The following is a 19,922-nucleotide window of genomic DNA, read 5'->3' as shown; positions in this document are numbered from 1 at the left end:
CCCAGGAGACATGGTGCGCCGAATTTCTGTAATCCTCAGCCTGCTCCTCAGCCTGCCCGGCGCGCAGGCTCTATCGACTCGTGATCTTCCCGACGCTCCGACGGCCCCGGAGGCCGCGGCCGAAGCCGATGAACACCCCTTGTTGAGCGCATTTCTGCCGCCGCAGAGCGAAGGTTCGAGTTCCAGTGGAATCTCCCAGGAAGAACGCGGCTCCGATGAAAACGTCGTTACAGTCTTTCCGCATCCCGACCATACCTGGTGGTACTTCGCGGGTCAGGCAAACAGCATTCTCCAGGCGCATCCGGCGTTCCACTCCCCTTATGAAGGAACGAACAGCTTCCAGGCGCGGGGTGAACACAAAATATCCTTCGTCGGAACGTTTTATACCGGTTTTCAGCTGCATCCGAACCAGCGCTACAACACTGACCTGATCTTCGACGTAGAAAGCGCGGGCGGGCGCGGACTAAGCCAGGCTCTGGGTATCGCGGGCTTCACAAACGTTGACGTTGTCCGCAATCCAAATCTCGGTTCCGCGCCCTACATCGCACGCGTGCAGTTTCACCAGACGATTGGGCTGACGAATGAAATGACCGATGCTGGACGTGGCCCGTTCAGTCTTGCGACCAAGGTTCCGGTAAGGCGGCTCGAATTCCGTTTTGGCAAGATGAGCCTGCCGGACGTGTTCGATATCAACTCCATCGGCAGCGACAGCCATCTCCAGTTCACCAACTGGTCCATCGTGAACAATGGCGCGTGGGATTACGCCGCCGACACGCGCGGATACACCTTCGCCGGCATTGCCGAGTACGATGACCGCATCTGGAGCTTTCGATATGGCCTGGCCGCGATGCCAACCGTTGCCAACGGCATCGACCTCGACTGGGCGATCTCCCGCGCTCACGGCCAGAACTTCGAGTTCGAACTGCGCAAGTCCCTGCTGCCTGGACGGCACGGCACCATCCGCCTGCTCGCCTTCGACAACAAAGCGCACATGGGCATCTACCGCGACGCTGTGAACGATTTCCTCACCGGCGTCACGCCGACCCCGCAGATCGCGGCGCGCGCTCCCATAGGAACCACCAAGTACGGCTTCGGCTGGAACAACGAACAGGAGATCAACGACCATCTGCGCGTCTTCAGCCGCTTTGGCTGGAACGAAGGCCAGCACGAATCTTTCGCATACACTGAGATCGATCAGACTGTACTCTTCGGCGCCGACTACAACGGCGCGCAGTGGAAGCGGCCCGTCGACAAGATTGGCGCGGCTTTCGTAAGCAACGCCATTAAGAAAGATCACCAGAACTATCTCGCCGATGGCGGACTCGGTTTCATCCTCGGCGATGGCAAGCTCAACTATGGCCGGGAAAACATCGAGGAGTTTTACTACAACACGCACATCCACAACGGGCTCTTTGCGGCGCTGCAGCTGAGCCACATCGACAACCCCGGCTACAACCGCGATCGCGGAGCGGTGTGGGTTCCGGGTGTGCGGTTGCACGTGGATTTCTAGGCAGATCGGTCAGGTTACTTCACAGCCAAAGCTGCCGCTTTCATCAAGCTTGGGTGGCATGGCTGAAGCCATGCCTTACCCATCTGTCCGCCAGATGGAAGAAAAAGTAAACAGGGCAGATCGCATTGCGGTCTGCCCTGTTTTCACTTCGTAGAACTCATCAACAGAGTTCGCGACCAAAGGGAGCGCCACAGAATCTCGAACAGCTATGGCGCTAAGGGCGCGAATCGCCGGACGCGCAGTCCCGCTGGACGCGTAGTCCTATTCGTCTTGTTCGCGCAGCTTGGCTATGACTCCGAAATCTTCGAGCGTTGTGGTGTCGCCCTTGATTTCGCCGTGCGTCGCCAGTTCGCGCAGCAGGCGGCGCATGATCTTTCCAGACCTGGTCTTCGGCAGCTGATCGGTGAAGCGAATGTCATCGGGACGAGCCAGCGCTCCGATCTCTTTTGCAACCCACTTCCTCAACTCATCCTTCAATTCGGGCGTCGGTTCGTGGCCGCTCTCGAGTGTTACGAATGCGGCAATCGCCTGGCCTTTCATTTCATCAGGACGGCCCACCACGGCGGCTTCAGCTACCTTGTGGTGCGCCACCAGCGCCGATTCGATCTCCATGGTGCCGAGACGGTGTCCGCTCACGTTGATCACGTCGTCCACGCGGCCCATGAGCCAGTAGTAGCCGTCTTCGTCGCAGCGAGCGCCGTCACCAGTAAAGTACGAACCTGGGATCTCCGACCAGTAGGCCTGCTTGTAGCGCTCGGGATCGTTGAAGATGGTTCGCGCCATCGAGGGCCACGGCTTGCGGATGACGAGCAAGCCGCCTTGTCCGGCTGGAACAGGCTCGCCCTCTTTTGTAACAATCTCGGGCACAATTCCCGGAAATGGCTTGGTGGCCGAACCGGGCTTGGCGGCAATCGCGCCGGGCAGCGGAGTGATCATGATGGCTCCGGTCTCGGTCTGCCACCAGGTATCGACGATCGGGCAGCGTCCTCCGCCGATCTTCTCGCGATACCACATCCATGCTTCGGGATTGATGGGCTCGCCGACCGTTCCCAGCAGGCGCAGGCTCGAGAGATCATGCTTCTCGACAAAGTGGTCGCCCCACTTGATAAAGGCGCGAATGGCGGTTGGAGCGGTGTAGAAGACGGTGACCTTATGGTCTTCGATGATCTTCCAGAAGCGGCTGCAGTCGGGGGCATTCGGCGCACCCTCGTACATCAGCGTCGTCACGCCGTTCTGCAGGATGCCGTATATGACGTAGGAATGGCCCGTGACCCAGCCAATATCCGCCGAGCACCAGTACACATCGTCGTCGCGCAGATCGAAGATCAGCTTGCTGGTGAGATACGTGCCAACCGCATAGCCGCCGGTCGTGTGCACAAGTCCCTTCGGCTTTCCGGTCGTGCCCGATGTGTAGAGGATGTAGAGCGGGTCTTCGGAGTCGAGCGGCTCAGCAGGGCACTCCGCGTCGGCCTTCGCCATGAGGTCGTGCCACCAATGGTCGCGTCCTTCGGCCATCTCCACGGCAGAACCAGACCGGCGATAGACCACGACATCCTTCACCGTTGTGCAGTGCTTCAGCGCCTCGTCCACGGTTGCCTTCAGCTTGACCTCGGAGCCGCGGCGATACGAGGTGTCCTGCGTGATGACTGCGACGCATTGTGCGTCGTTTACGCGGTCGGTGATTGCGTTTGCAGCGAAGCCTCCGAAGATAACGGAGTGGACAGCGCCGATGCGGGCGCAGGCAAGAATGGCCACAGCCAGCTCCGGCGTCATGCCCATGTACACGGCGACGCGATCGCCCTTCTTGATGCCAAGCGACTTCAGCACATTCGCGAACTTCTGCACTTCAGTAAGCAGTTCGTTGAAGCTTACGCGGCGCACCTCACCCGGTTCGCCTTCCCACAGAATCGCGGTCTTCTCACCCTTGCCGTTTGCAACTTGACGGTCGATGCAGTTGTAAGAGAGATTGGTTTTTCCGCCCACAAACCACTTTGCCCAGGGAGCGTCCCACTCGAGCACTTTATCCCACGGCTTGAACCAATGAAGCTCGCTGGCGATGCCGGCCCAGAACGCTTCAGGATCGGCCACTGACCGTGCGTACAGCTCTTCATATGCAGCAAGGCTGCCAACATGCGCCTTCGCGGCAAACTCCGCAGGAGGAGGAAATACGCGATTCTCGCGAAGGGATGAGCTCAGATTCGGATCGGACAGTGGGGTGGAAACCATTTGCTTAAAGAATCCTGCCTGAAATCTAAATTTCGGTCGTTCATCGCACACAAAGAACGATTTTCGACTCACAGAAACACTATAGGTTCTGCCGGAGAGCGCGCAAGCGGCGCGAATGTTTTGCGTTCGCGTGCTGCATTAGACTTGCTGAGAGGTCTTCTTGGCAACTGCGTCTAATCGCTCCGTGAAAGTTCTTGGCGTCATTCCCGCCCGTCTCGCATCCACACGTCTGCCGCGCAAGGTATTGCGCATACTGGCCGGTAAACCATTGCTGGCGTGGGTTTACCAGGCCGCCGTCGCCTGCGAAATGCTCGACGAGGTCATCATCGCCACAGACTCCGAAGAGGTACTCACCTTCGCGGAACAATATCAGTTACCGGCGATGATGACCCCCTCCGATTGCGCGAGCGGAACCGACCGCGTGCATGCAATCGCCCAAAAGATTACGGCGGAGATCTACGTCAACATCCAGGGAGATGAACCGCTCCTGCAGCCCTCGCATTTCGATGCACTGCTCAAGCCCTTCGCGCTGCCCGAGGTTAGCGTGACGACGCTTTCCACGCCATGCAGCCCGGACCAGATCCGGAACCCCAATGCAGTGAAAGTTGTCACCGCCGCCAATGGGAAAGCACTCTATTTTTCCCGAGCGACCATTCCCTACGATCGCGACAACGTGGGCGGGGTGGAATACCGGAAGCATCTCGGCATTTACGCCTATCGCCGCGAGATCTTAGAGCGCTTCCCGTCCCTGCCGCCGAGCCGCCTCGAAGCGATAGAAAAACTCGAGCAGCTGCGCTTTCTTGAGAATGGAATCGACGTGTACGTAAGCGAATCCGCGCACGACACGATTGGTGTGGATACGGAAGAGGATCTGGCGCTGGCGGAGACTATTTTGAAAGCGAAGAGCTAGACCGTCATCTCCGTGCCTCGGGACTCCCGCCCGAAGGATGTGACCAGCGCCAGCAGCAGCGCAAAGATCAGCACCGTTACCGCCAGCACCTTTCCATAGCCGCCGAGCCGCTCCGCGGCCCTGGCCTGCAGCACCGAGTTGCGCGAGGTGATCAGGTTGCCGAGCTGGTAGGTGAGTCCGGGAAAGGTCGCGCGCACCGGACCGGGCGAGAGCTCGGCCAGGTATGCCGGGATCGATCCCCAGGCGCCCTGCACCATGAACTGCATCAGGAAGGCTCCCGCAGCCAGCGTGTAAAGCGAATGCGAGAACGCGTAGAGCGGAATCATCGGCACGGATAACAGCGCCGCAGCAATGATTGCCCGCTTGCGTCCGTACCTTTCGGACATAGAGCCGAAGAAGAGCCCACCCAGCAGTGCTCCGATGTTGTAGACAATGCCCACGCCACCGGTCAGCGCCGCCGAAAAATGATGATCTTTCTGCAGGAAGGTGGGGTAGAGGTCCTGCGTGCCGTGCGAAAGCGCATTCAGGCAGGTCATCAACACGATCAGGAAGATGAACATCGGCGCGAAGCGGCGAATGCCTTCCATCCAGCCGATTCTGTCCTCGGGTGGCAGAACTTTTCGCTGCCGCTCCTTCCAGACAGGAGACTCTTCCACCTTCCAGCCGATGTAGAAGACCAGCAGAGCCGGCAAGGCTCCCACAACGAAGAGCCCGCGCCACCCCACCACGTAACCATGCCAGGTCATGTGCGAGAAGACAGGAAACAACCCGCCATAGGCCGCAGCCGCAACAAGGTAACCTATGGAATACCCTTCCTGAAGCACGCCGGAAAAGAACCCTCGGCCCTCTGTCGGCAGTGACTCAAATGCCAACGCCGCGCCGACGCCCCACTCGCCGCCCATGGCGATGCCGAAGAGTGCGCGAAGCCATAGCAGGCCATGCAGAGACGTCGCAAAGGCACAGGCCAGCTCAAAGACCGAATAGCAGGCGATATTGAGCATCAGGGCCGGACGTCTTCCGAACTTGTCCGCAAGCCAGCCGAAGAGCAGCGCGCCGATCGGACGGAACGCCAGCGTAAGGAACAAAGCCTCGGCCACTGCCGAGGCTTTTGCATGGAAATCCGCGGCGATAGCCGAGACACAAAATACCAGGAGGAAGAAGTCGAAGGCGTCGAGCGACCAACCCAGAAAACAGGCGGTAAAGGCATGTCGTTGCTGCGGGGAGAGACTCCGGAATCGGCTCAGCATGAATGTATGATGAGCCTGCTTCGGCCCCGGGGATGAGCTTAACAGAAGGGCGCGCCCGCAGGCGCGCCGCTTTCTTTACTGCCGGACTCTTTACTCCTGCGCCGGTGCGCCGTTTGCCATCGGCTTATCCAACGCGCCGTCGACTTCCTTGCCGTCTTTCTTATGAATCTGGTGATGCAGGCAATAGAGCGCGAGCTCAAGTCGGTCCGAAACGCCCAGCTTGTCGTAAATCTTGCGCAGGTAATTCTTGATCACCTGTTCGGTCGTACCCAGCTGGAATGCGATCTCCTTGTTGCGCTTGCCCTGCGTAATGCAGGAGATGATCGCGAGTTCCTTCGGCGAAAGACGCGGCTGCGACTTCGGATTCGTGATCGACGATGCCTGAGAGCGGTATGCCTCAATCACCCAGGTGACCGACTGGTTGTCGATCCATGTCTCGCCGGCGCCGATCTTGCGCACGCACTTGACCAGCAGATCCGGTGAAATGGACCGGGGAATAATGCCGCGCACGCCGCGACGATACATCTCGACCGTATTCGCCTCGTCCGATGCGACCGTCTGAACGATGATCTTAATCTCCGGCGCGCGACGCATGATCTCAGGAATCGCGTTGGTCACGCCGATGATGAGATTGCTCTCAAGCAGCAGCACATCTGCCGGATGACGCTCGAGAGCGGAATAGAGGTTTTCCACGCGATCCACCTGCGCGACCACGCGCAGGTCATCCTCCACGGCGAAAACCTTGCGCATACCCACACGATAGATCGCCTGGGAATCCGCGAGCAGAATGCGTATAGCTGCGCGATCGGTTGCGGGAGTAACCTCCTGCGGAACCGCTTCTTCACTGCGTCCTGAAATAATGTCTGCCATACCGACTATCAACCGCCTGCGATTATTGAAAGCTATATTCGTAAATTACTGCCGCCGCATAAGCGGTCGACTGATTGCGAAACGAACGGACAATCTTGCCGCTGCAATGCACCGCAGCTGACTCGTCCGGTGAAATCAGGCCCGGGGGAAACTCAATCAGGAAATCGATCTCCGTGCCCGGTGGCAACAGCTCATCCATGTGCATCAACACACCATGGGCCGAGATATTGTCTGTCACCGCAGCGAATTGACCTCCCGCTGCCAGAACGTGAATCGGAAGCGAGAGCGGGAAACGGACGGAGGATCGCAAACCGGTCGGCCCCTCCGCAAGAAGCCGTTCAAATTCAAGTGGTACTAGTTCTGTATGCAATGCAAACTCCACGCAGATCGGAATTTAATTTCTCGAACTGATTTCTCTTTCGAGGGCTTGAAACCCCTAGGGGGTTTCCCATTACGGTACCCCAGAATCCCCGAGCTGTTGGAATTACCAAAGTTTACACCGCAGCCATACAGTAATACAGCGAAAAGATGTCGTCTTACATTACTTTCGCTTCTTGCATAAATGCGGCGCTTGCTCCTACCCATTCCATATCCCGGTTATGATCCACTCCCATCATCTTGCCCCTGCCCAGCCGCACCAGCGGCAACACCGGCTGTAACTTGCCCCCATCTGGCCATACATACAGAATGCGGACTTCCGGCTGAGTGAGCCCAAAGGGGCTTTCGATTACGGGCTCAAACTTAACTCGCTGCTGTAACAAGTAGTTACGTTGTTCCAAAACGGGAATTAGTCGCAGCCTATCTTCCGTTGGAGCAAACTCGATGCCCTTGCCGGCAAAGGAAAACAGAGGCTTCAGTATCCATTCCTGGGGATTCTCAGGCAGGCGATCGCGTCCCTTGCCCTGCATCCATTGGTCTAGAAAGACCGCAGGTGGCACATTCGGATGATTCAGAAAAGGGATCGAGTACTTGCTGAGATGGAAGTACCAGTTTGGGTGTCCCGCCCATTCGACATCGAAGGATTCTCGATAATCGAAGGGAAGACGAATCTGTTTCTGGATCAGTTCGTCTACGATCGCGCGGTTATAGATCCGATGGATCGGCACCAGGCGCTTGGCATCCCGATAGCATAATCTCGGACGTTTGCCTGGGCGATCTTCCGGCACCAGTTCCGTGATATCCACCACACGTATGCCCAGTCGCTCCGCAGTCACCAGGAAATCCGGCAGCGTCTTCTGATGCATCGGGTCGATCTCGGTCAGGACGACGTTTTCCGGATCGTGACCGCCGACGATCACCTTCTTCAAGAGCTTCCAAAAGCGAGCCTCATCAAGGCCGCCTAGAAAAATTCCAAGCGACGGATCGATGCCATAAGCGGAGCGATAATTTTCGGCCAGTATCGACTGGAAGCCATAAACCGATGGGAAGGCCTGCAGCTCCACCAGGCGCGGCGATAGCCTGCCATCGGCTTCACGCACCAGCCCGAAGTCGACGGTCATGAAATGCGGATGCGCCGTCTCATCGGCGGCTCGATACATTTCCGGAATCGCCTGAGTCGACTTGCTGAGATATTCCGCGTCGTCAACCAGCCTGTGAGTAAGGTCGGCCCCTATCTGCGCCATCTCTTCGATGAGTGGACGAGGCAGAAAAACAGGGGTCTCAGAGACTCGAAAGCTCACATGCGTGCGCATGCATGCATCCAGGCTATGGAGCAGGTGCCGGTAGGTCTCCGGCCGATAACGCGCATTGAAGTCATGCCGCAAGGAGGCAATCACGCCTTCAAGGGTATACCCCGGTAGCTGCCTAAGCACCCCCACGAAAGCGTTAGAGTGGTGAGATCAAAATACTTTTTCTGCCGCCGTGGCTGTGCCTTCAAAGTAGGATTCGATCTCTTCGAGCGTCCTGCCCTTGGTTTCCGGCAGAAGAAACGTCGTCACCAGGAAATACATGACGGTGAAAGCAGCGAAAGTAAAGAACATGCGCGAATAGCCGTAGCGCGCCACCACTGGCAAAAAAACTCCGGCGACGGTGGTTGAGACGATACGGTTCATCAGGAGAGCGATGCTCATGCCATTCGAGCGGATGCGGGTGGGCATCAGCTCCGAGAGCGCCAGCCAGACGCAGATTCCGGGGCCGATGGAATAGAAGGCGGTGTAGATATAGAGACCGATCGCCGTCAGCCAGCCGTTTGTTGAAGTAGGAACAGCCGCAACCGTGGCGCGCACGATGCGCAGCGGAGCCTGCCGTGAACGGTCGAGATGAGCGAAGGGGTCTTTGAAGAAAGCTTCTGTCTTGTTCGCCGGGAGGCACGCAGATTGCGAGATGGTCACCGGCTTCGCTGCCGGATCGTCGGAGCGAACGGTGTTGGCAGCGGCTGTGTAATCGCCGCAGGAGTAAATGACGGAGAGCGCGGCTCGCTTCGCATCGATGCCCGCAGCCTCCGCGCCGAGCGCCGAAGCCATTTGCGGCGTGAAGCGCAGGCTCAGAGTGCCATCGGCACTCATCTGTTGCTGGATCGCCTCATGCGCATCGGTGCTGTGCTTCTCGGCTCGCGAGAAAAGCAGGCCGATCATGGCCAGCGCCAGCACGATGCCACCGGTTCCGATGCTGAAGAGAAACTTGCGGCCTTTTCTGTCGACCAGCGCCACGCCGATCAGCGTCGCGCCGAAGTGCACGATGGTGTAGACGAGGTATCCCCAATGCGCCCACAGATCGCTCAGCCCGCTCTGTAGCAGGATGCCGGTGTTGTACGCGATCACCGAATCGACACCGGTGGTCTGGTGCAACGAAAGCACGATGCAGGAGAGCAGGAAAGGCAGAATGTACTTGCGCTTGAGCAGCGACTCTTTTACAGCCGAGGACGATTTGCTGCGCTCTTCCTCAAAGTTCCGCTCCATCTCTTCGAGCTCATGGCTGGCTTCTGCCTGGCTGCGCGAGCGGAAAAGCGCGGCCAGTGCCGCATCGCGACGATTGCGGCGCAGAAGCCAGCGCGGCGACTCGGAGACGATCAGAGCTCCGATGGTGAATAGCAGGCCCGGCGGCAGCGAAACCCAGAAGATCTGCCGCCATGCGCTGTCTTTGAATGCGAAAAGCGCGGCCGGATCGCCGAGCTTTGCGACGGCATCCACCCGGTAGCCGTAGTAGACGCCGATCAGCGCGGCTGAGACGATGCCCAGCACCAGGAGCAACTGGAAGATGCCGGTTCCCTTGCCGCGATTGCTGGCCGGCAGGCATTCGGCAAGATACAGAGGGACGACTACCCCGATGAACCCGGCGCTCATGCCCTGCAGAAGACGGCCGAGGAAGAGCGGAGCGTATCCGTGCGAGAGCGCGATGATGGGAATGCTGAGCACGAAGGTCGCGCCGCTCAGGGCCATCAGCGGCTTCCGGCCCATCCAGTCGGCGAAGAGTCCGGCAAAGAGAGTCGAAAAGACTGAGCCCAGCAACACGGCGGCGACGATGACCGAAAGCTGTCCGGCGGTCAGCCCGGAGGTGGCTTCGAGATAAGGCAGCGCTCCGCCGATGATGCCGACGTCTACGCCGTAGAGAAGGCCGCCGAGGCCTGCAACGAGAAGAAGAAAGGTGCGATAACGACGGAGCCGGTTCTCTGCCATATGAACGGCATTGTCGCTGATCGCAACTGCCTGACAAAGAGGATTTTAGTGGGCGCCGGCCGGTGCCTTCTTGCCGGGCGAAACCTTGCGGAAGAGCCATACCAGCGCCACGCATCCGAAGCAGAGCGCTGCCATCCAGCGAAAGACATCGACGAAAGACCAGAGCAGGGCCTGGCTGCCGAGCTGCTGGTACAGCTGCGCCCGTGCTCCCGCCATGGCATTGGCCGGGTTCGTTCGCGTATCCAGAAATGTCGACAGCTGATTCAGCCGCTGCTCAAACCAGTAGCCCGAGCGCGGGACGTAGTTGGCAATGTCGTTCTGGTGGTAGTCGCTCCGCCGGGTCAGCAGAGTCTGCGCGATCGAGATACCGATCGAGCCGCCTACGTTGCGCAGCAGGTTGAAGATGCCGCTGGCGCTGCCGATCTGCTCGTTGCGCAGGGTACCGTATGCCTGGGTCGTAATCGGCACGAAGACGAAACTCAGCGCAAAACCAGTCACCACGATTGGCAGCAGCAGCGTGGTCGGGCCGACTCCGAGTGTCAGGTTGCCGAAGAACAGGGACATGACGCCGAAGACGATGAAGCCGAAGCTCAACAGGTAGCGGGCATCGACGCGGCTGCCCAGATATCCGATAACGGGCATACCCAGAATGGAACCTATGCCTCGGGGACCGACGACCAGACCGGCGGTAAATGCCGTGTATCCAAGCAGATCCTGGTAGAAGAGCGGCAGAACCGTGATCATGGAGTAGATACAGACGCCAAACATCGCGATGAGCAGGCAGCCGATGGCGAAGTTCCAGTTCTTCAGCGTCTTCAGGTTGACCAGCGGCTCCTTGCTGCGCCATGAGTGGACGATGAACCAGATCAGAGCCGTGACGAAGAAGAATACGGCCCAGCGAATCCAGATAGCCCCAAACCAGTCGTCCTCCTGGCCCTTATCGAGCACCACCTGCAGGCAGCCGGTCCAGACCGCGAGCAGCCCGAAGCCGAGATTGTCGAACTTTCCGACCTTGGCGTTCTTGATGTACGGCGGATCGTGGACGAACCGGCTGATCATGAAGACCGCCAGTGCACCCACCGGAATATTGATATAGAAGGCGTAACGCCAGCTGTAGGTATCGGTCAGCCAGCCGCCGAGCGTCGGGCCAAGAACCGGGGCCACGACCACTCCAAAGGCAAAGACAGTCATGGCGATGCCACGCTTCTGCGGTGGGAAGCTCTCAAGCAGGATCGCCTGCGAGAGGGGCTGCAGCGCGCCGCCACCTGCTCCCTGCACCACGCGGGCCAGCAACATCAGGGCCAATGACGGGGCCGCTCCGCAGAAGAACGACGAAACGGTGAAGATGACGACGCAGGTCAGCAGGAAGCGCTTACGGCCAAAGCGCAGGGAGAACCAGTTACTCGCGGGCAGGATGACAGCATTGGCAACCAGATAGCTGGTCAGCACCCATGTCGCCTCGTCGTTCGAGGCCGAAAGCGATCCGGCTATATAAGGCAGGGCTACCGAGGCAATGGCGGTATCCAGCACCTCCATAAAGGTAGCGAGCATCACCGAAATGGCGATGAGCCAGGGATTTACCCCTGCGTTTTGCGCCTGCTGTGGACTTGCATCGGCCATGAGGGAAGATTCTTAGACGTTCGGGGCCGGTGCCGGCCGTTTTCAGGGAACGGAAGTAGATAGAGAACAAAGAACTTATGTCGTATTGGATACACGACAACTGTCCCCGGATGCCGAAAAGAGGATTTTTTCTGCCGGGGATCCCGATCTGCGCCGAAGCGCATCAGATCTATAGGCTTAGAGTTTTGCATCCAACCCTGAATCCCCTACATCAGATAGGTTGACAGTAAGTCACTCAAGTGCGAAACTGAGGCTCGAAGTCGAGCGCAGAACGCCAGACATTCAGGAGCAGCAATGGCAAAGATTATCGGAATCGATTTAGGAACGACCAACTCGGTCGTCGCGGTGATGGAGGGCGGCGAGCCCAAGGTCATCGCCAATGAAGAGGGTGGACGTACGACCCCGTCGGTGGTCGCGTTTACCAAGAGTGGCGAGCGCCTTGTGGGCCAGGTGGCCAAGCGTCAGGCGATCACCAATCCGCAGAACACGATTTATTCGATCAAGCGCTTCATGGGACGCCGCTATGACGAAGTAACCGACGAAATGAAGATGGTTCCCTACAAGGTGAAGCAGCAGGGTGACCACATCGTCGTTGAGGCGCAGGGCAAGGACTACACCCCGCCCGAGATCTCGGCCATGATCCTTCAGAAGCTGAAGAAGGCGGCCGAAGACTATCTCGGTACGACCGTCACCGAAGCCGTGATCACCGTTCCGGCGTACTTCAACGACGCACAGCGCCAGGCGACCAAGGATGCGGGCAGGATCGCCGGCCTTGACGTGAAGCGTATCGTCAACGAGCCGACAGCTGCCGCACTGGCCTACGGACTCGATAAGAAGAAGGAAGAGACCATCGCCGTGTATGACTTCGGCGGCGGCACCTTCGACGTGTCGATCCTTGAAGTGGGCGAAGGCGTTATCGAAGTGAAGTCGACCAATGGCGACACCCACCTGGGCGGCGACAACATCGACCAGGCGATCGTTGACTGGCTGATCGACGAGTTCAAGAAGGACGAGGGTCTCGACCTGGGCTCCAAGGGCAATGAAATGGCCCTGCAGCGCCTGAAGGACGCAGCCGAGCGCGCGAAGATCGAGCTGTCGACAGCGATGGAGACGGAGATCAACCTGCCATTCGTCACCGCCGATGCAAGCGGTCCGAAGCACCTTGTGAAGAAGCTGACCCGCGCCAAGCTGGAATCGCTGGTCGAGTCGATCCTGCAGCGCTCGATCGAGCCTTGCAAGAAGGCTATGGCCGATGCCGGCGTGGATATCAGCAAGATCGATGAGGTTGTGCTGGTTGGCGGACAGACCCGTATGCCGCGCATTCAGCAGATCGTGAAGGATCTCTTCGGCAAGGAGCCGCACCGCGGCGTGAATCCTGACGAAGTGGTTGCGATCGGCGCAGCGGTACAGGCAGGTGTCCTGGCCGGCGAAGTGAAGGACCTGCTTCTGCTCGACGTGACCCCGCTTACGCTGGCGATCGAGACGCTGGGTTCTGTTGCAACGCCGATGATTCCGCGCAACACCACCATTCCGACGAAGAAGACTGAAACCTTCTCGACGGCAGCCGATAACCAGACTGAGGTCGAGGTTCACGTTCTGCAGGGCGAGCGCCCGATGGCAGGACAGAACCGCACCCTGGCGAAGTTCAAGCTGAGCGGCATCCCCCCGGCGCCGCGTGGTGTACCGCAGGTCGAAGTGACCTTCGACATCGACGCGAACGGCATCCTGAACGTGACGGCGAAGGACAACGCCACGGGCAAGGATCAGAAGGTGACGATTACCTCGTCTTCGGGTCTGAGCAAGGAAGAGGTCGAGCGCATGGCCAAGGAAGCCGAGGCACACTCGGACGAAGACAAGGCCAAGCGTGAGGAGATCGAGGCCCGCAACGGCCTGGACGGCCTGGTCTACAACATCGAGAAGATGCTCAAGGAGAACGGCGACAAGGTCTCCGGTGCTGAGAAGAGCGATGTTGAGTCGGCCCTGGCGGACGCTAAGAAGACCCTTGAGGGTCAGCCGAGCCCTGCCGAGATGAACGCAGCGAAGGAAAAGCTGACGGCTGCTTCGCACAAGCTGGCCGAAGCGATGTACAAGGCCAGCGCTGCTCAACCGGGCGCACCAGCCGACGCAACCTCTTCAGCTAACACCGAAGAGGCGAAGAAGGACGAAGGTGTTATCGACGCGGAGTATGTGGACGTCGACGATAAGAAGTAAGCCGGGACAGTACGGCTGTAGCTCGAGGGGCGTCTCGCATGGGGTGCCCCTCAGTTTTTAGCGGTGAGGGGAGTTCGAGGAATGACCGATACATTGTGGAAGTGTGAACAGCTACGCGCGGGCCAGGTCTATAACAAGGTGATGTTCAATACGCGCAAGGAAGCGGAGGAGTTTGTTTCCAAGATGCGCGAAGTGGAACCGGACCTGCCGTGGCAGATGGAAGCCATTGAAGCACGGATGGTCTGGAACTAAACGATGCCCGAGGGAAATGAGATCCATCGCTTTGCCGAGCGACATGCTGCGGCTTTTGCCGGGAAGCGGGTCCATGTGGACTCGCCGAACGGCGCATTTCCCGACGCGGAGATTCTCGACGGACGGACACTGAAGTCTGTCGAAGCAGTGGGCAAGCATCTTGGTTACCGGTTTGGAAAGGATCTGATCGTTCACGTTCACCTGGGCATGTATGGCGACTTCTGGGAGGGCGAGATGCCGCTGCCTCCTGAGAAGGGCGCGCTGCGCTGGCGGATGTGGACAAAGACGGACTGGATGGAGCTGCGCGGGGCGACGGACTGCTCGATCTTCGACGAAGCGAAGTGGCAGGCGCTGCTGGCGAGGCTGGGAGCCGATCCCCTGCGTGGAGACGCAGACCCGGCACCGGCGTTTGAGATTATTGCCAAGCGCAAGACGCCGATTGGGCTGCTGCTGATGGATCAGACAATCTTTGCTGGAGTTGGGAACATCTTTCGCGCCGAGCTTTTGTACCGGGCGCGGATTCATCCCGAGCGGCCGGGCAAGGACGTTTCGCGGAAAGAGATGGAAGGCATCTGGAAGGATGCGAAGAAGCTGATGCCGGCGGCGATGGAAGACCGGCGAATCGTAACGACGCTGCCGAAGGATCGCCCGCACAAGCGCGGCACGGCAGAGGACGATGAAGTGCATTATGTGTACCGCCGGCACGGCAAGCCGTGCTTCGTATGCGGTGCGACAATCAAGAGAGAGGCAATGGGTGGACGCACGGTGTACTGGTGTCCCGATTGCCAGAAGAGTTAAGAGAAACGATGCCAGCACCTCAGAGCAAAGATTATTACGGAATTCTCGGCGTAAAGAAAACGGCTTCGGCGGACGATATCCGCAAGGCGTTTCGGAAGCTTGCGCGCAAGTATCACCCGGACGTGAACCCCGGCGATAAGAAGGCCGAAGAGAAGTTCAAGGAGCTTTCCGAGGCGAACGATATCCTCTCGGATGAGAAGAAGCGCAAGGTTTACGACCAGTTCGGCTTTTACTCCGACCAGATCGACCCGGCAGCTGCCGAGGCCGCGGCGCGTGGCGGCTACGGCTATGGTCCGGCTGGCGGCGGGCCGCGCACGCAGCAGGAAGTGCCGTTCGATTTCGGCGGCTTCGACTTTTCCGACTTTGCGCAGGGCGGCGGTGGTGCACGGCCTCAACCCGAGGGCGCAGGATCTTCGAGCTGGGGCGGCTTCCGCGACATCTTCTCCGGGATCTTCAATCAGGGTGGCGGACGCGCTCCGCAGCAGGGGCCGCAGAATGGCTCGGACCTTGAGTACCAGGTGAACGTGGACTTCTGGACAGCGATCCGCGGCGGAACGACACGCCTGCAGGTGCAGCGGCAGGAGATCTGCCCGACCTGCAAGGGACGCGCCTCGACCGGCGGCGCGCACACCTGCCCCGAGTGCAACGGCACCGGACAGGTGACGCAGATGGGCGGACGGATGAAGTTCAACATCCAGTGCCCGAACTGCGGCGGCTCCGGCAAAGTGCAGAATGCCTGTGGAACCTGCCATGGAGCTGGTGTCGTCACGCGCACGGAGCAGATCGAGTTCCGCATCAAGCCGGGAACGCGCGATGGACAGCGGATTCGCCTTGCCGGCAAGGGCAACGCGGGCGCGAACGGCGGACAGCAGGGCGATCTCTACCTGATCATCAAGGCGGGAACTCATCCGGTCTTTACGCGCAGTGGAGACGATATCTATGTCAAGATTCCGGTCACGGTGGCGGAAGCGGCGCTGGGATCGAAGATCGAGGTTCCGACCATCGATGGGCGTACGCAGCTGAAGATTCCGCCAGGCACGCAGAGCGGGCAGAAACTGCGCATGCGGGAACGGGGCGTGCCTTCGGCGGCGACTCCGGGCAAGACGGGCGACCAGATTGTGGAGGTCGAGATTGTCGTGCCCAAGGTGCAGGACGAGCGCTCCAAGGAGATTCTGCGTGAGCTGGCCAAGCTGAATCCCGAAGATCCCCGGGATTCCATGTGGGCGAAGGTCTAAGCCATGGCCCTGACAGATGAGCAGGTCCGCGAGGATGCAAACGAGCTGCTGAATGCAGGGCTGAACTACGCCAAGACCATGCTGCGCCGTTACGGCCAGTTCGGTCCCTTCGGCTACATCATGGATAACGATGGCGATGTGCGGCTGGAGCCGGTGAGCCAGCAGGATATGCCGGCCGATCCGGCGATGCTGCTCGAACTGCTGCATCGCCAGATTGTGGAGCGGGCGCGCCGTGGATCGCTGCAGGCGGCTTCGACTGCGACGAATGTCGCCCTGAACAAGCCTTCGGATGAGGGCTATGCGGATGCCGTCATGGTCGAGCTCGAGCACAAGAGCGGTTACGCGGTAAAGGCGTTCGTGCCTTACAGGATTACGGGCGGGCAGTTCTGGGGATTCTTTCCCCGGGTGGTTCGTTTTGGGGCTTTGAAGTTGCAGGAGGGATCGGCGCAGTTGTTTGCGCAGTAGCGATTAGCGTTTCCTCAGTGCTAAAGCGCGCGAGATGGGGAGACTTTACGGCACGGCTGGAGCTGTGTCCTTACACTGCAGGGAATAAAGCAGACTCAGCGGTTGAGTAACGGGTAGCAAGTAAATCGATGCCAACGAAACGAAAATCCAAGGGCGCTTACATGATCTCGGCAGTGGCCGAGATGTACGAAATCCATCCGCAGACGCTTCGCCTCTACGAGCGCGAAGGTCTGCTGAAGCCTTCGCGCACGGAAGGCAACACCCGCCTTTACACCGACGAAGACCTTGAACGGCTGGAGTTCATTCTGAACCTGGCCCGCGAGCTGGGCGTGAACATCGCCGGCATTGCGATCATCCTGCAGATGCGGGAACGCATGGAGGAGATGAATCGCCAGATGCAGGGCTTTGTCGACTACGTCCGCAGCGAGATGCTGAGCCGCATGCAGAGTGCTCCCATGGCGAAGGAAGCCATGATGGTTCCGCTGCGTCGCCCGGTGCCTGTCGTTCCTTCCGCAGCGGTGAAGCAGGATCTGAAAACGGCGCGCGCGCAAGCCGGCCGCTCGGGAAATGGCGAGCGGAAGCGCTAGAAGCTGACCTGCAAGGATTGCCAACTCAGAGTTGTTTCGGCATCATTCTGGTCAACATGGTCCGAGCGTCCAAGCCGAGAGTCAGCGTTCCGCACTCCTTTGTTCTGGAAGCTCTCGCCCCGCTGCATCCCGAAGTGCAGCGGATGTTCTCCGGGTTCGCGGTCTACAGTAGCGATCGCCTGCTCATGATGCTCAGGCAACACGTCAAATCACCGCAGGATAACGGCATCTGGCTGGTTTTGTCGGAAGACACCGATCCGGCGGACGAAAGCCTACGCAGGGACTTTCCACCGATCCGGCGCATCGAGCTGTTGCGCAGCAAGATCAGCCACTGGTTACTGCTTCCGAGCGACGATGCCGACTTTGAGCGGCTGGCGCTGCATGCCTGCGATCTCATCCTCCGCCGCGACTCGCGGCTGGGGCGTATCCCCCAATCCAGGCGATAGCCCCCGCGCTCTTCACCTCGTTTTCTCAATGTTTCATCAGCGATCGGCAGCCTGCGTTATGCGTGTTTCCGTCGCCGATGCATGGGTCGGGAGCTCGCTACAAGCTTTCACCTGCTTCGCCGCCAGGCAGGAGCACGAGCTTGCCGTGAGCCCTCCTATTCATGCTGACCTCTGCTGCCTCACGCCAATCTTTCAGGGCAAACGCTCGAGCGATCGGGATGAAGAAGCGCCCTTCAGCTGCAAGCTGTGCGTAGTGCCCAAGCACGTCATACCGCAGGCCGTTTGCGCTTCGTTCCTTCCACGCGGTGCGCACGCCGATGCCTTCTTCGTCACGATCCGCAAAACTGAAGACGCGCCTGGGGTCGCCATCGACGATCCTGACCAGATCGGGCAGAGCACCCTTCACCTGAGCAGTATGTAGCGCAAAATCTGGCGCTCCGTCTGCGAGTTCACGAACGCGCTCGACCATTCCCTCTCCATACGGTGTCACCTTTGCTCCGAGCTCACGCAGGCGATCGGCAAAGGTCTCTCCAGCAGAGGCTATGACATGCACACCGCGAAGCAATGCGATTTGAACGGCGGCGAATCCCGTCATGGTCCCACCGCCGTTGACCATCAGCGTCTGGCCAGCGGTCAGGCCGAGGAGATCGACGCTGCGAGCCGCAGTCTCGACAGCCATGGGCAGCGCTGCAGCCTCCTTGAGGTCCAATCCCTCCGGAACAGGCAGAAAGACTTTGAGAACCGCGTACTCGGCAGCGCCGGAGGTGAAATAGCCCATGTAGTCAGGGACACCGAAGACGAGATCGCCGAGGCCGACGTCCGCGACGCCATCGCCCAGAGCATCGACCGTTCCAGAAACATCGAACCCAATCCCTCTTGGAGGAGGAGCGGGCAGAAAGCCTTCGCAGACGGCCCAGTCCGCCGGGTTAAGCGCGCAGGCGTGAACGCGCACACGGACTTGTCCAGCACCAGGAGCGGGGATAGCTACCTCGCCTATACGCAGTACTTCGAGCGGCTTGCCATACGTTTCAAGATAAAGAGCCTTCATTGTGGCCGGCTTGAGATTCGTCATACAGGTTCTCCGTTTAGTGAAGCCCACCAGATCGCAATGCGACGCACGAGGACTATGCGGTCGTTACAATCCCGGCATTGAGCTAGAATTGTCAGGGACTGACACAATAACGTCAGTTACTGACAGATAGTACACGTATCGTCAGTTACTGACAATATGCGGAGATTTATGCCAAGAAACGGGGAGGAAGTCAGGAAGCGTCTTCAATGGGCGGCGCTGGAGCTGTTTCGCGAACGAGGATACGAGCAGACGACAGCGGCTGAAATTGCGGCGAAGGCGGGCGTCACAGAGCGGACATTCTTTCGCCACTTCCCGGACAAACGGGAGGTACTCTTCGATGGCGAAGCGGCGTTCAGCGAAGCCCTGATGATCGCGATACACAATGCGCCTGAAGAACTTGGGCCGTGGGATACGCTGCATTTCGCTTTCAACCGGGTGAAGCATGTCTTTGTTGAGAACCGGCCGTTCACGGAACCCCGTCGACATGTGATTGCGAGCGATCCGGCGTTGCAGGAGCGCGCTGCGGCAAAGACCAGATCGCTGATCGCTGCCGTGGCATCGGCGTTATGCAAACGCGGTCTGACGGCTCCACAGGCAAACCTGGCAGCACAGATGGGCATGGCGACTTTGAGCCATGGAGTGGCGGCATGGTTCAACGACGACTCGATCGACCTGGGGGAGCATATCGTCAGAGCCTTCGAGGAAGCCCGTGAGCTCTCCTCATCCAACGTGACGACGGTAAAGGGAAAGCGGAAGGGCTCAAAGCATTAGGAGACAATGTGGGCTCGATCCCGCTCCGATCCGGCTTTGGCTTCTCTCCGCAGTGCCGGCAAGTGCGGCTGCGCGAAGAGTTTTGCAA

The 19,922-nt window shown here is 59.2% G+C and carries 18 protein-coding genes; 10 read left to right on the top strand and 8 right to left on the bottom strand.

Annotated features, from left to right (window positions below; genetic code table 11):
* The first annotated feature begins 10 nt into the window (after positions 1-10).
* Positions 11-1,510, top strand: a complete 1,500-nt coding sequence (locus tag LJD29_RS13675; RefSeq protein ID WP_446742096.1) for a carbohydrate porin — start codon at positions 11-13, stop codon at positions 1,508-1,510.
* A gap of 261 nt (positions 1,511-1,771) precedes the next feature.
* On the opposite strand, the gene acs is transcribed toward LJD29_RS13675, so the two are convergent.
* Positions 1,772-3,736 (bottom strand): acetate--CoA ligase, encoded by a 1,965-nt coding sequence (gene acs, locus LJD29_RS13670; protein ID WP_446742095.1) that lies wholly within the window; start codon positions 3,734-3,736, stop codon positions 1,772-1,774.
* 160 nt (positions 3,737-3,896) lie between these two features.
* On the opposite strand from acs, the gene kdsB reads away from it, so the two are divergent.
* Positions 3,897-4,646 (top strand): 3-deoxy-manno-octulosonate cytidylyltransferase, encoded by a 750-nt coding sequence (gene kdsB / locus LJD29_RS13665; protein WP_446742094.1) that lies wholly within the window; start codon positions 3,897-3,899, stop codon positions 4,644-4,646.
* Here the strand turns inward: kdsB and LJD29_RS13660 are convergent.
* The 6 genes from LJD29_RS13660 to LJD29_RS13635 all read right to left on the bottom strand — a co-directional run bounded on the left by LJD29_RS13660 (position 4,643) and on the right by LJD29_RS13635 (position 11,997).
* Positions 4,643-5,893 carry an MFS transporter gene (locus LJD29_RS13660; RefSeq protein ID WP_446742093.1) on the bottom strand — a complete coding sequence of 417 codons (1,251 nt, stop codon included), beginning with the start codon at positions 5,891-5,893 and terminating at the stop codon, positions 4,643-4,645. The genes kdsB and LJD29_RS13660 overlap by 4 nt on opposite strands.
* A gap of 90 nt (positions 5,894-5,983) precedes the next feature.
* Entirely contained in the window at positions 5,984-6,763 is a 780-nt protein-coding gene (locus LJD29_RS13655) for a response regulator transcription factor (protein ID WP_446742092.1), read from the bottom strand.
* Between the two features lie 22 nt (positions 6,764-6,785).
* Positions 6,786-7,073 carry a PilZ domain-containing protein gene (locus LJD29_RS13650; protein ID WP_446742091.1) on the bottom strand — a complete coding sequence of 96 codons (288 nt, stop codon included), beginning with the start codon at positions 7,071-7,073 and terminating at the stop codon, positions 6,786-6,788.
* A gap of 226 nt (positions 7,074-7,299) precedes the next feature.
* Positions 7,300-8,538, bottom strand: a complete 1,239-nt coding sequence (locus LJD29_RS13645) for a hypothetical protein (RefSeq protein WP_446742090.1) — start codon at positions 8,536-8,538, stop codon at positions 7,300-7,302.
* Between the two features lie 63 nt (positions 8,539-8,601).
* Positions 8,602-10,377, bottom strand: coding sequence for an MFS transporter (locus tag LJD29_RS13640; protein WP_446742089.1), 1,776 nt, complete (start codon positions 10,375-10,377; stop codon positions 8,602-8,604).
* Positions 10,378-10,422: 45 nt separating this feature from the next.
* The gene (locus LJD29_RS13635) at positions 10,423-11,997 is read right to left on the bottom strand and encodes a DHA2 family efflux MFS transporter permease subunit (protein ID WP_446742088.1); all 1,575 of its coding nucleotides are present in this window, start codon (positions 11,995-11,997) and stop codon (positions 10,423-10,425) included.
* A 294-nt stretch (positions 11,998-12,291) separates the two neighbouring features.
* On the opposite strand from LJD29_RS13635, the gene dnaK reads away from it, so the two are divergent.
* From dnaK to LJD29_RS13600, 7 genes are all read left to right on the top strand, one after another.
* Positions 12,292-14,208, top strand: coding sequence for a molecular chaperone DnaK (gene dnaK / locus LJD29_RS13630; protein WP_446742087.1), 1,917 nt, complete (start codon positions 12,292-12,294; stop codon positions 14,206-14,208).
* 81 nt (positions 14,209-14,289) lie between these two features.
* Positions 14,290-14,460: a hypothetical protein gene (locus LJD29_RS13625; protein ID WP_446742086.1), complete on the top strand. Its 171-nt coding sequence runs from the start codon at positions 14,290-14,292 to the stop codon at positions 14,458-14,460.
* Between the two features lie 3 nt (positions 14,461-14,463).
* Positions 14,464-15,258 (top strand): Fpg/Nei family DNA glycosylase, encoded by a 795-nt coding sequence (locus tag LJD29_RS13620; RefSeq protein ID WP_446742085.1) that lies wholly within the window; start codon positions 14,464-14,466, stop codon positions 15,256-15,258.
* 8 nt (positions 15,259-15,266) lie between these two features.
* Entirely contained in the window at positions 15,267-16,493 is a 1,227-nt protein-coding gene (locus LJD29_RS13615; RefSeq protein ID WP_446742084.1) for a DnaJ C-terminal domain-containing protein, read from the top strand.
* Positions 16,494-16,496: 3 nt separating this feature from the next.
* Positions 16,497-16,958, top strand: coding sequence for a hypothetical protein (locus LJD29_RS13610; protein ID WP_446742083.1), 462 nt, complete (start codon positions 16,497-16,499; stop codon positions 16,956-16,958).
* 128 nt (positions 16,959-17,086) lie between these two features.
* Positions 17,087-17,545, top strand: a complete 459-nt coding sequence (locus LJD29_RS13605; RefSeq protein WP_446742082.1) for a MerR family transcriptional regulator — start codon at positions 17,087-17,089, stop codon at positions 17,543-17,545.
* A gap of 17 nt (positions 17,546-17,562) precedes the next feature.
* Positions 17,563-17,991: a hypothetical protein gene (locus LJD29_RS13600; RefSeq protein WP_446742081.1), complete on the top strand. Its 429-nt coding sequence runs from the start codon at positions 17,563-17,565 to the stop codon at positions 17,989-17,991.
* Between the two features lie 97 nt (positions 17,992-18,088).
* Here LJD29_RS13600 and LJD29_RS13595 read toward each other — a convergent pair whose 3' ends face one another.
* Positions 18,089-19,063: an NADP-dependent oxidoreductase gene (locus tag LJD29_RS13595; RefSeq protein ID WP_446742080.1), complete on the bottom strand. Its 975-nt coding sequence runs from the start codon at positions 19,061-19,063 to the stop codon at positions 18,089-18,091.
* 168 nt (positions 19,064-19,231) lie between these two features.
* Between LJD29_RS13595 and LJD29_RS13590 the strand changes: the two genes are divergently transcribed.
* The gene (locus LJD29_RS13590) at positions 19,232-19,834 is read left to right on the top strand and encodes a TetR/AcrR family transcriptional regulator (RefSeq protein ID WP_446742079.1); all 603 of its coding nucleotides are present in this window, start codon (positions 19,232-19,234) and stop codon (positions 19,832-19,834) included.
* Positions 19,835-19,922 lie beyond the last annotated feature (88 nt).

It is taken from the genome of Silvibacterium acidisoli, from assembly GCA_022870745.1.
Lineage (GTDB): Bacteria > Acidobacteriota > Terriglobia > Terriglobales > Acidobacteriaceae > Silvibacterium.
The sequence above is the reverse complement of the archived record's forward strand: the minus strand, read 5'-3'. Positions and strand labels throughout refer to the sequence as shown.

Bases quoted from the DNA above. Each gene is read 5' to 3' on its own strand.
- LJD29_RS13625 (WP_446742086.1), top strand. From the start codon at position 14,290: ATGACCGATACATTGTGGAAGTGTGAACAGCTACGCGCGGGCCAGGTC.
- acs (WP_446742095.1), bottom strand. From the start codon at position 3,736: ATGGTTTCCACCCCACTGTCCGATCCGAATCTGAGCTCATCCCTTCGC.
- LJD29_RS13605 (WP_446742082.1), top strand. From the start codon at position 17,087: ATGCCAACGAAACGAAAATCCAAGGGCGCTTACATGATCTCGGCAGTG.
- LJD29_RS13610 (WP_446742083.1), top strand. From the start codon at position 16,497: ATGGCCCTGACAGATGAGCAGGTCCGCGAGGATGCAAACGAGCTGCTG.
- LJD29_RS13660 (WP_446742093.1), bottom strand. From the start codon at position 5,893: ATGCTGAGCCGATTCCGGAGTCTCTCCCCGCAGCAACGACATGCCTTT.
- LJD29_RS13640 (WP_446742089.1), bottom strand. From the start codon at position 10,377: ATGGCAGAGAACCGGCTCCGTCGTTATCGCACCTTTCTTCTTCTCGTT.
- dnaK (WP_446742087.1), top strand. From the start codon at position 12,292: ATGGCAAAGATTATCGGAATCGATTTAGGAACGACCAACTCGGTCGTC.
- LJD29_RS13595 (WP_446742080.1), bottom strand. From the start codon at position 19,063: ATGACGAATCTCAAGCCGGCCACAATGAAGGCTCTTTATCTTGAAACG.
- LJD29_RS13590 (WP_446742079.1), top strand. From the start codon at position 19,232: ATGCCAAGAAACGGGGAGGAAGTCAGGAAGCGTCTTCAATGGGCGGCG.
- LJD29_RS13655 (WP_446742092.1), bottom strand. From the start codon at position 6,763: ATGGCAGACATTATTTCAGGACGCAGTGAAGAAGCGGTTCCGCAGGAG.
- LJD29_RS13615 (WP_446742084.1), top strand. From the start codon at position 15,267: ATGCCAGCACCTCAGAGCAAAGATTATTACGGAATTCTCGGCGTAAAG.
- LJD29_RS13675 (WP_446742096.1), top strand. From the start codon at position 11: ATGGTGCGCCGAATTTCTGTAATCCTCAGCCTGCTCCTCAGCCTGCCC.
- LJD29_RS13635 (WP_446742088.1), bottom strand. From the start codon at position 11,997: ATGGCCGATGCAAGTCCACAGCAGGCGCAAAACGCAGGGGTAAATCCC.
- LJD29_RS13620 (WP_446742085.1), top strand. From the start codon at position 14,464: ATGCCCGAGGGAAATGAGATCCATCGCTTTGCCGAGCGACATGCTGCG.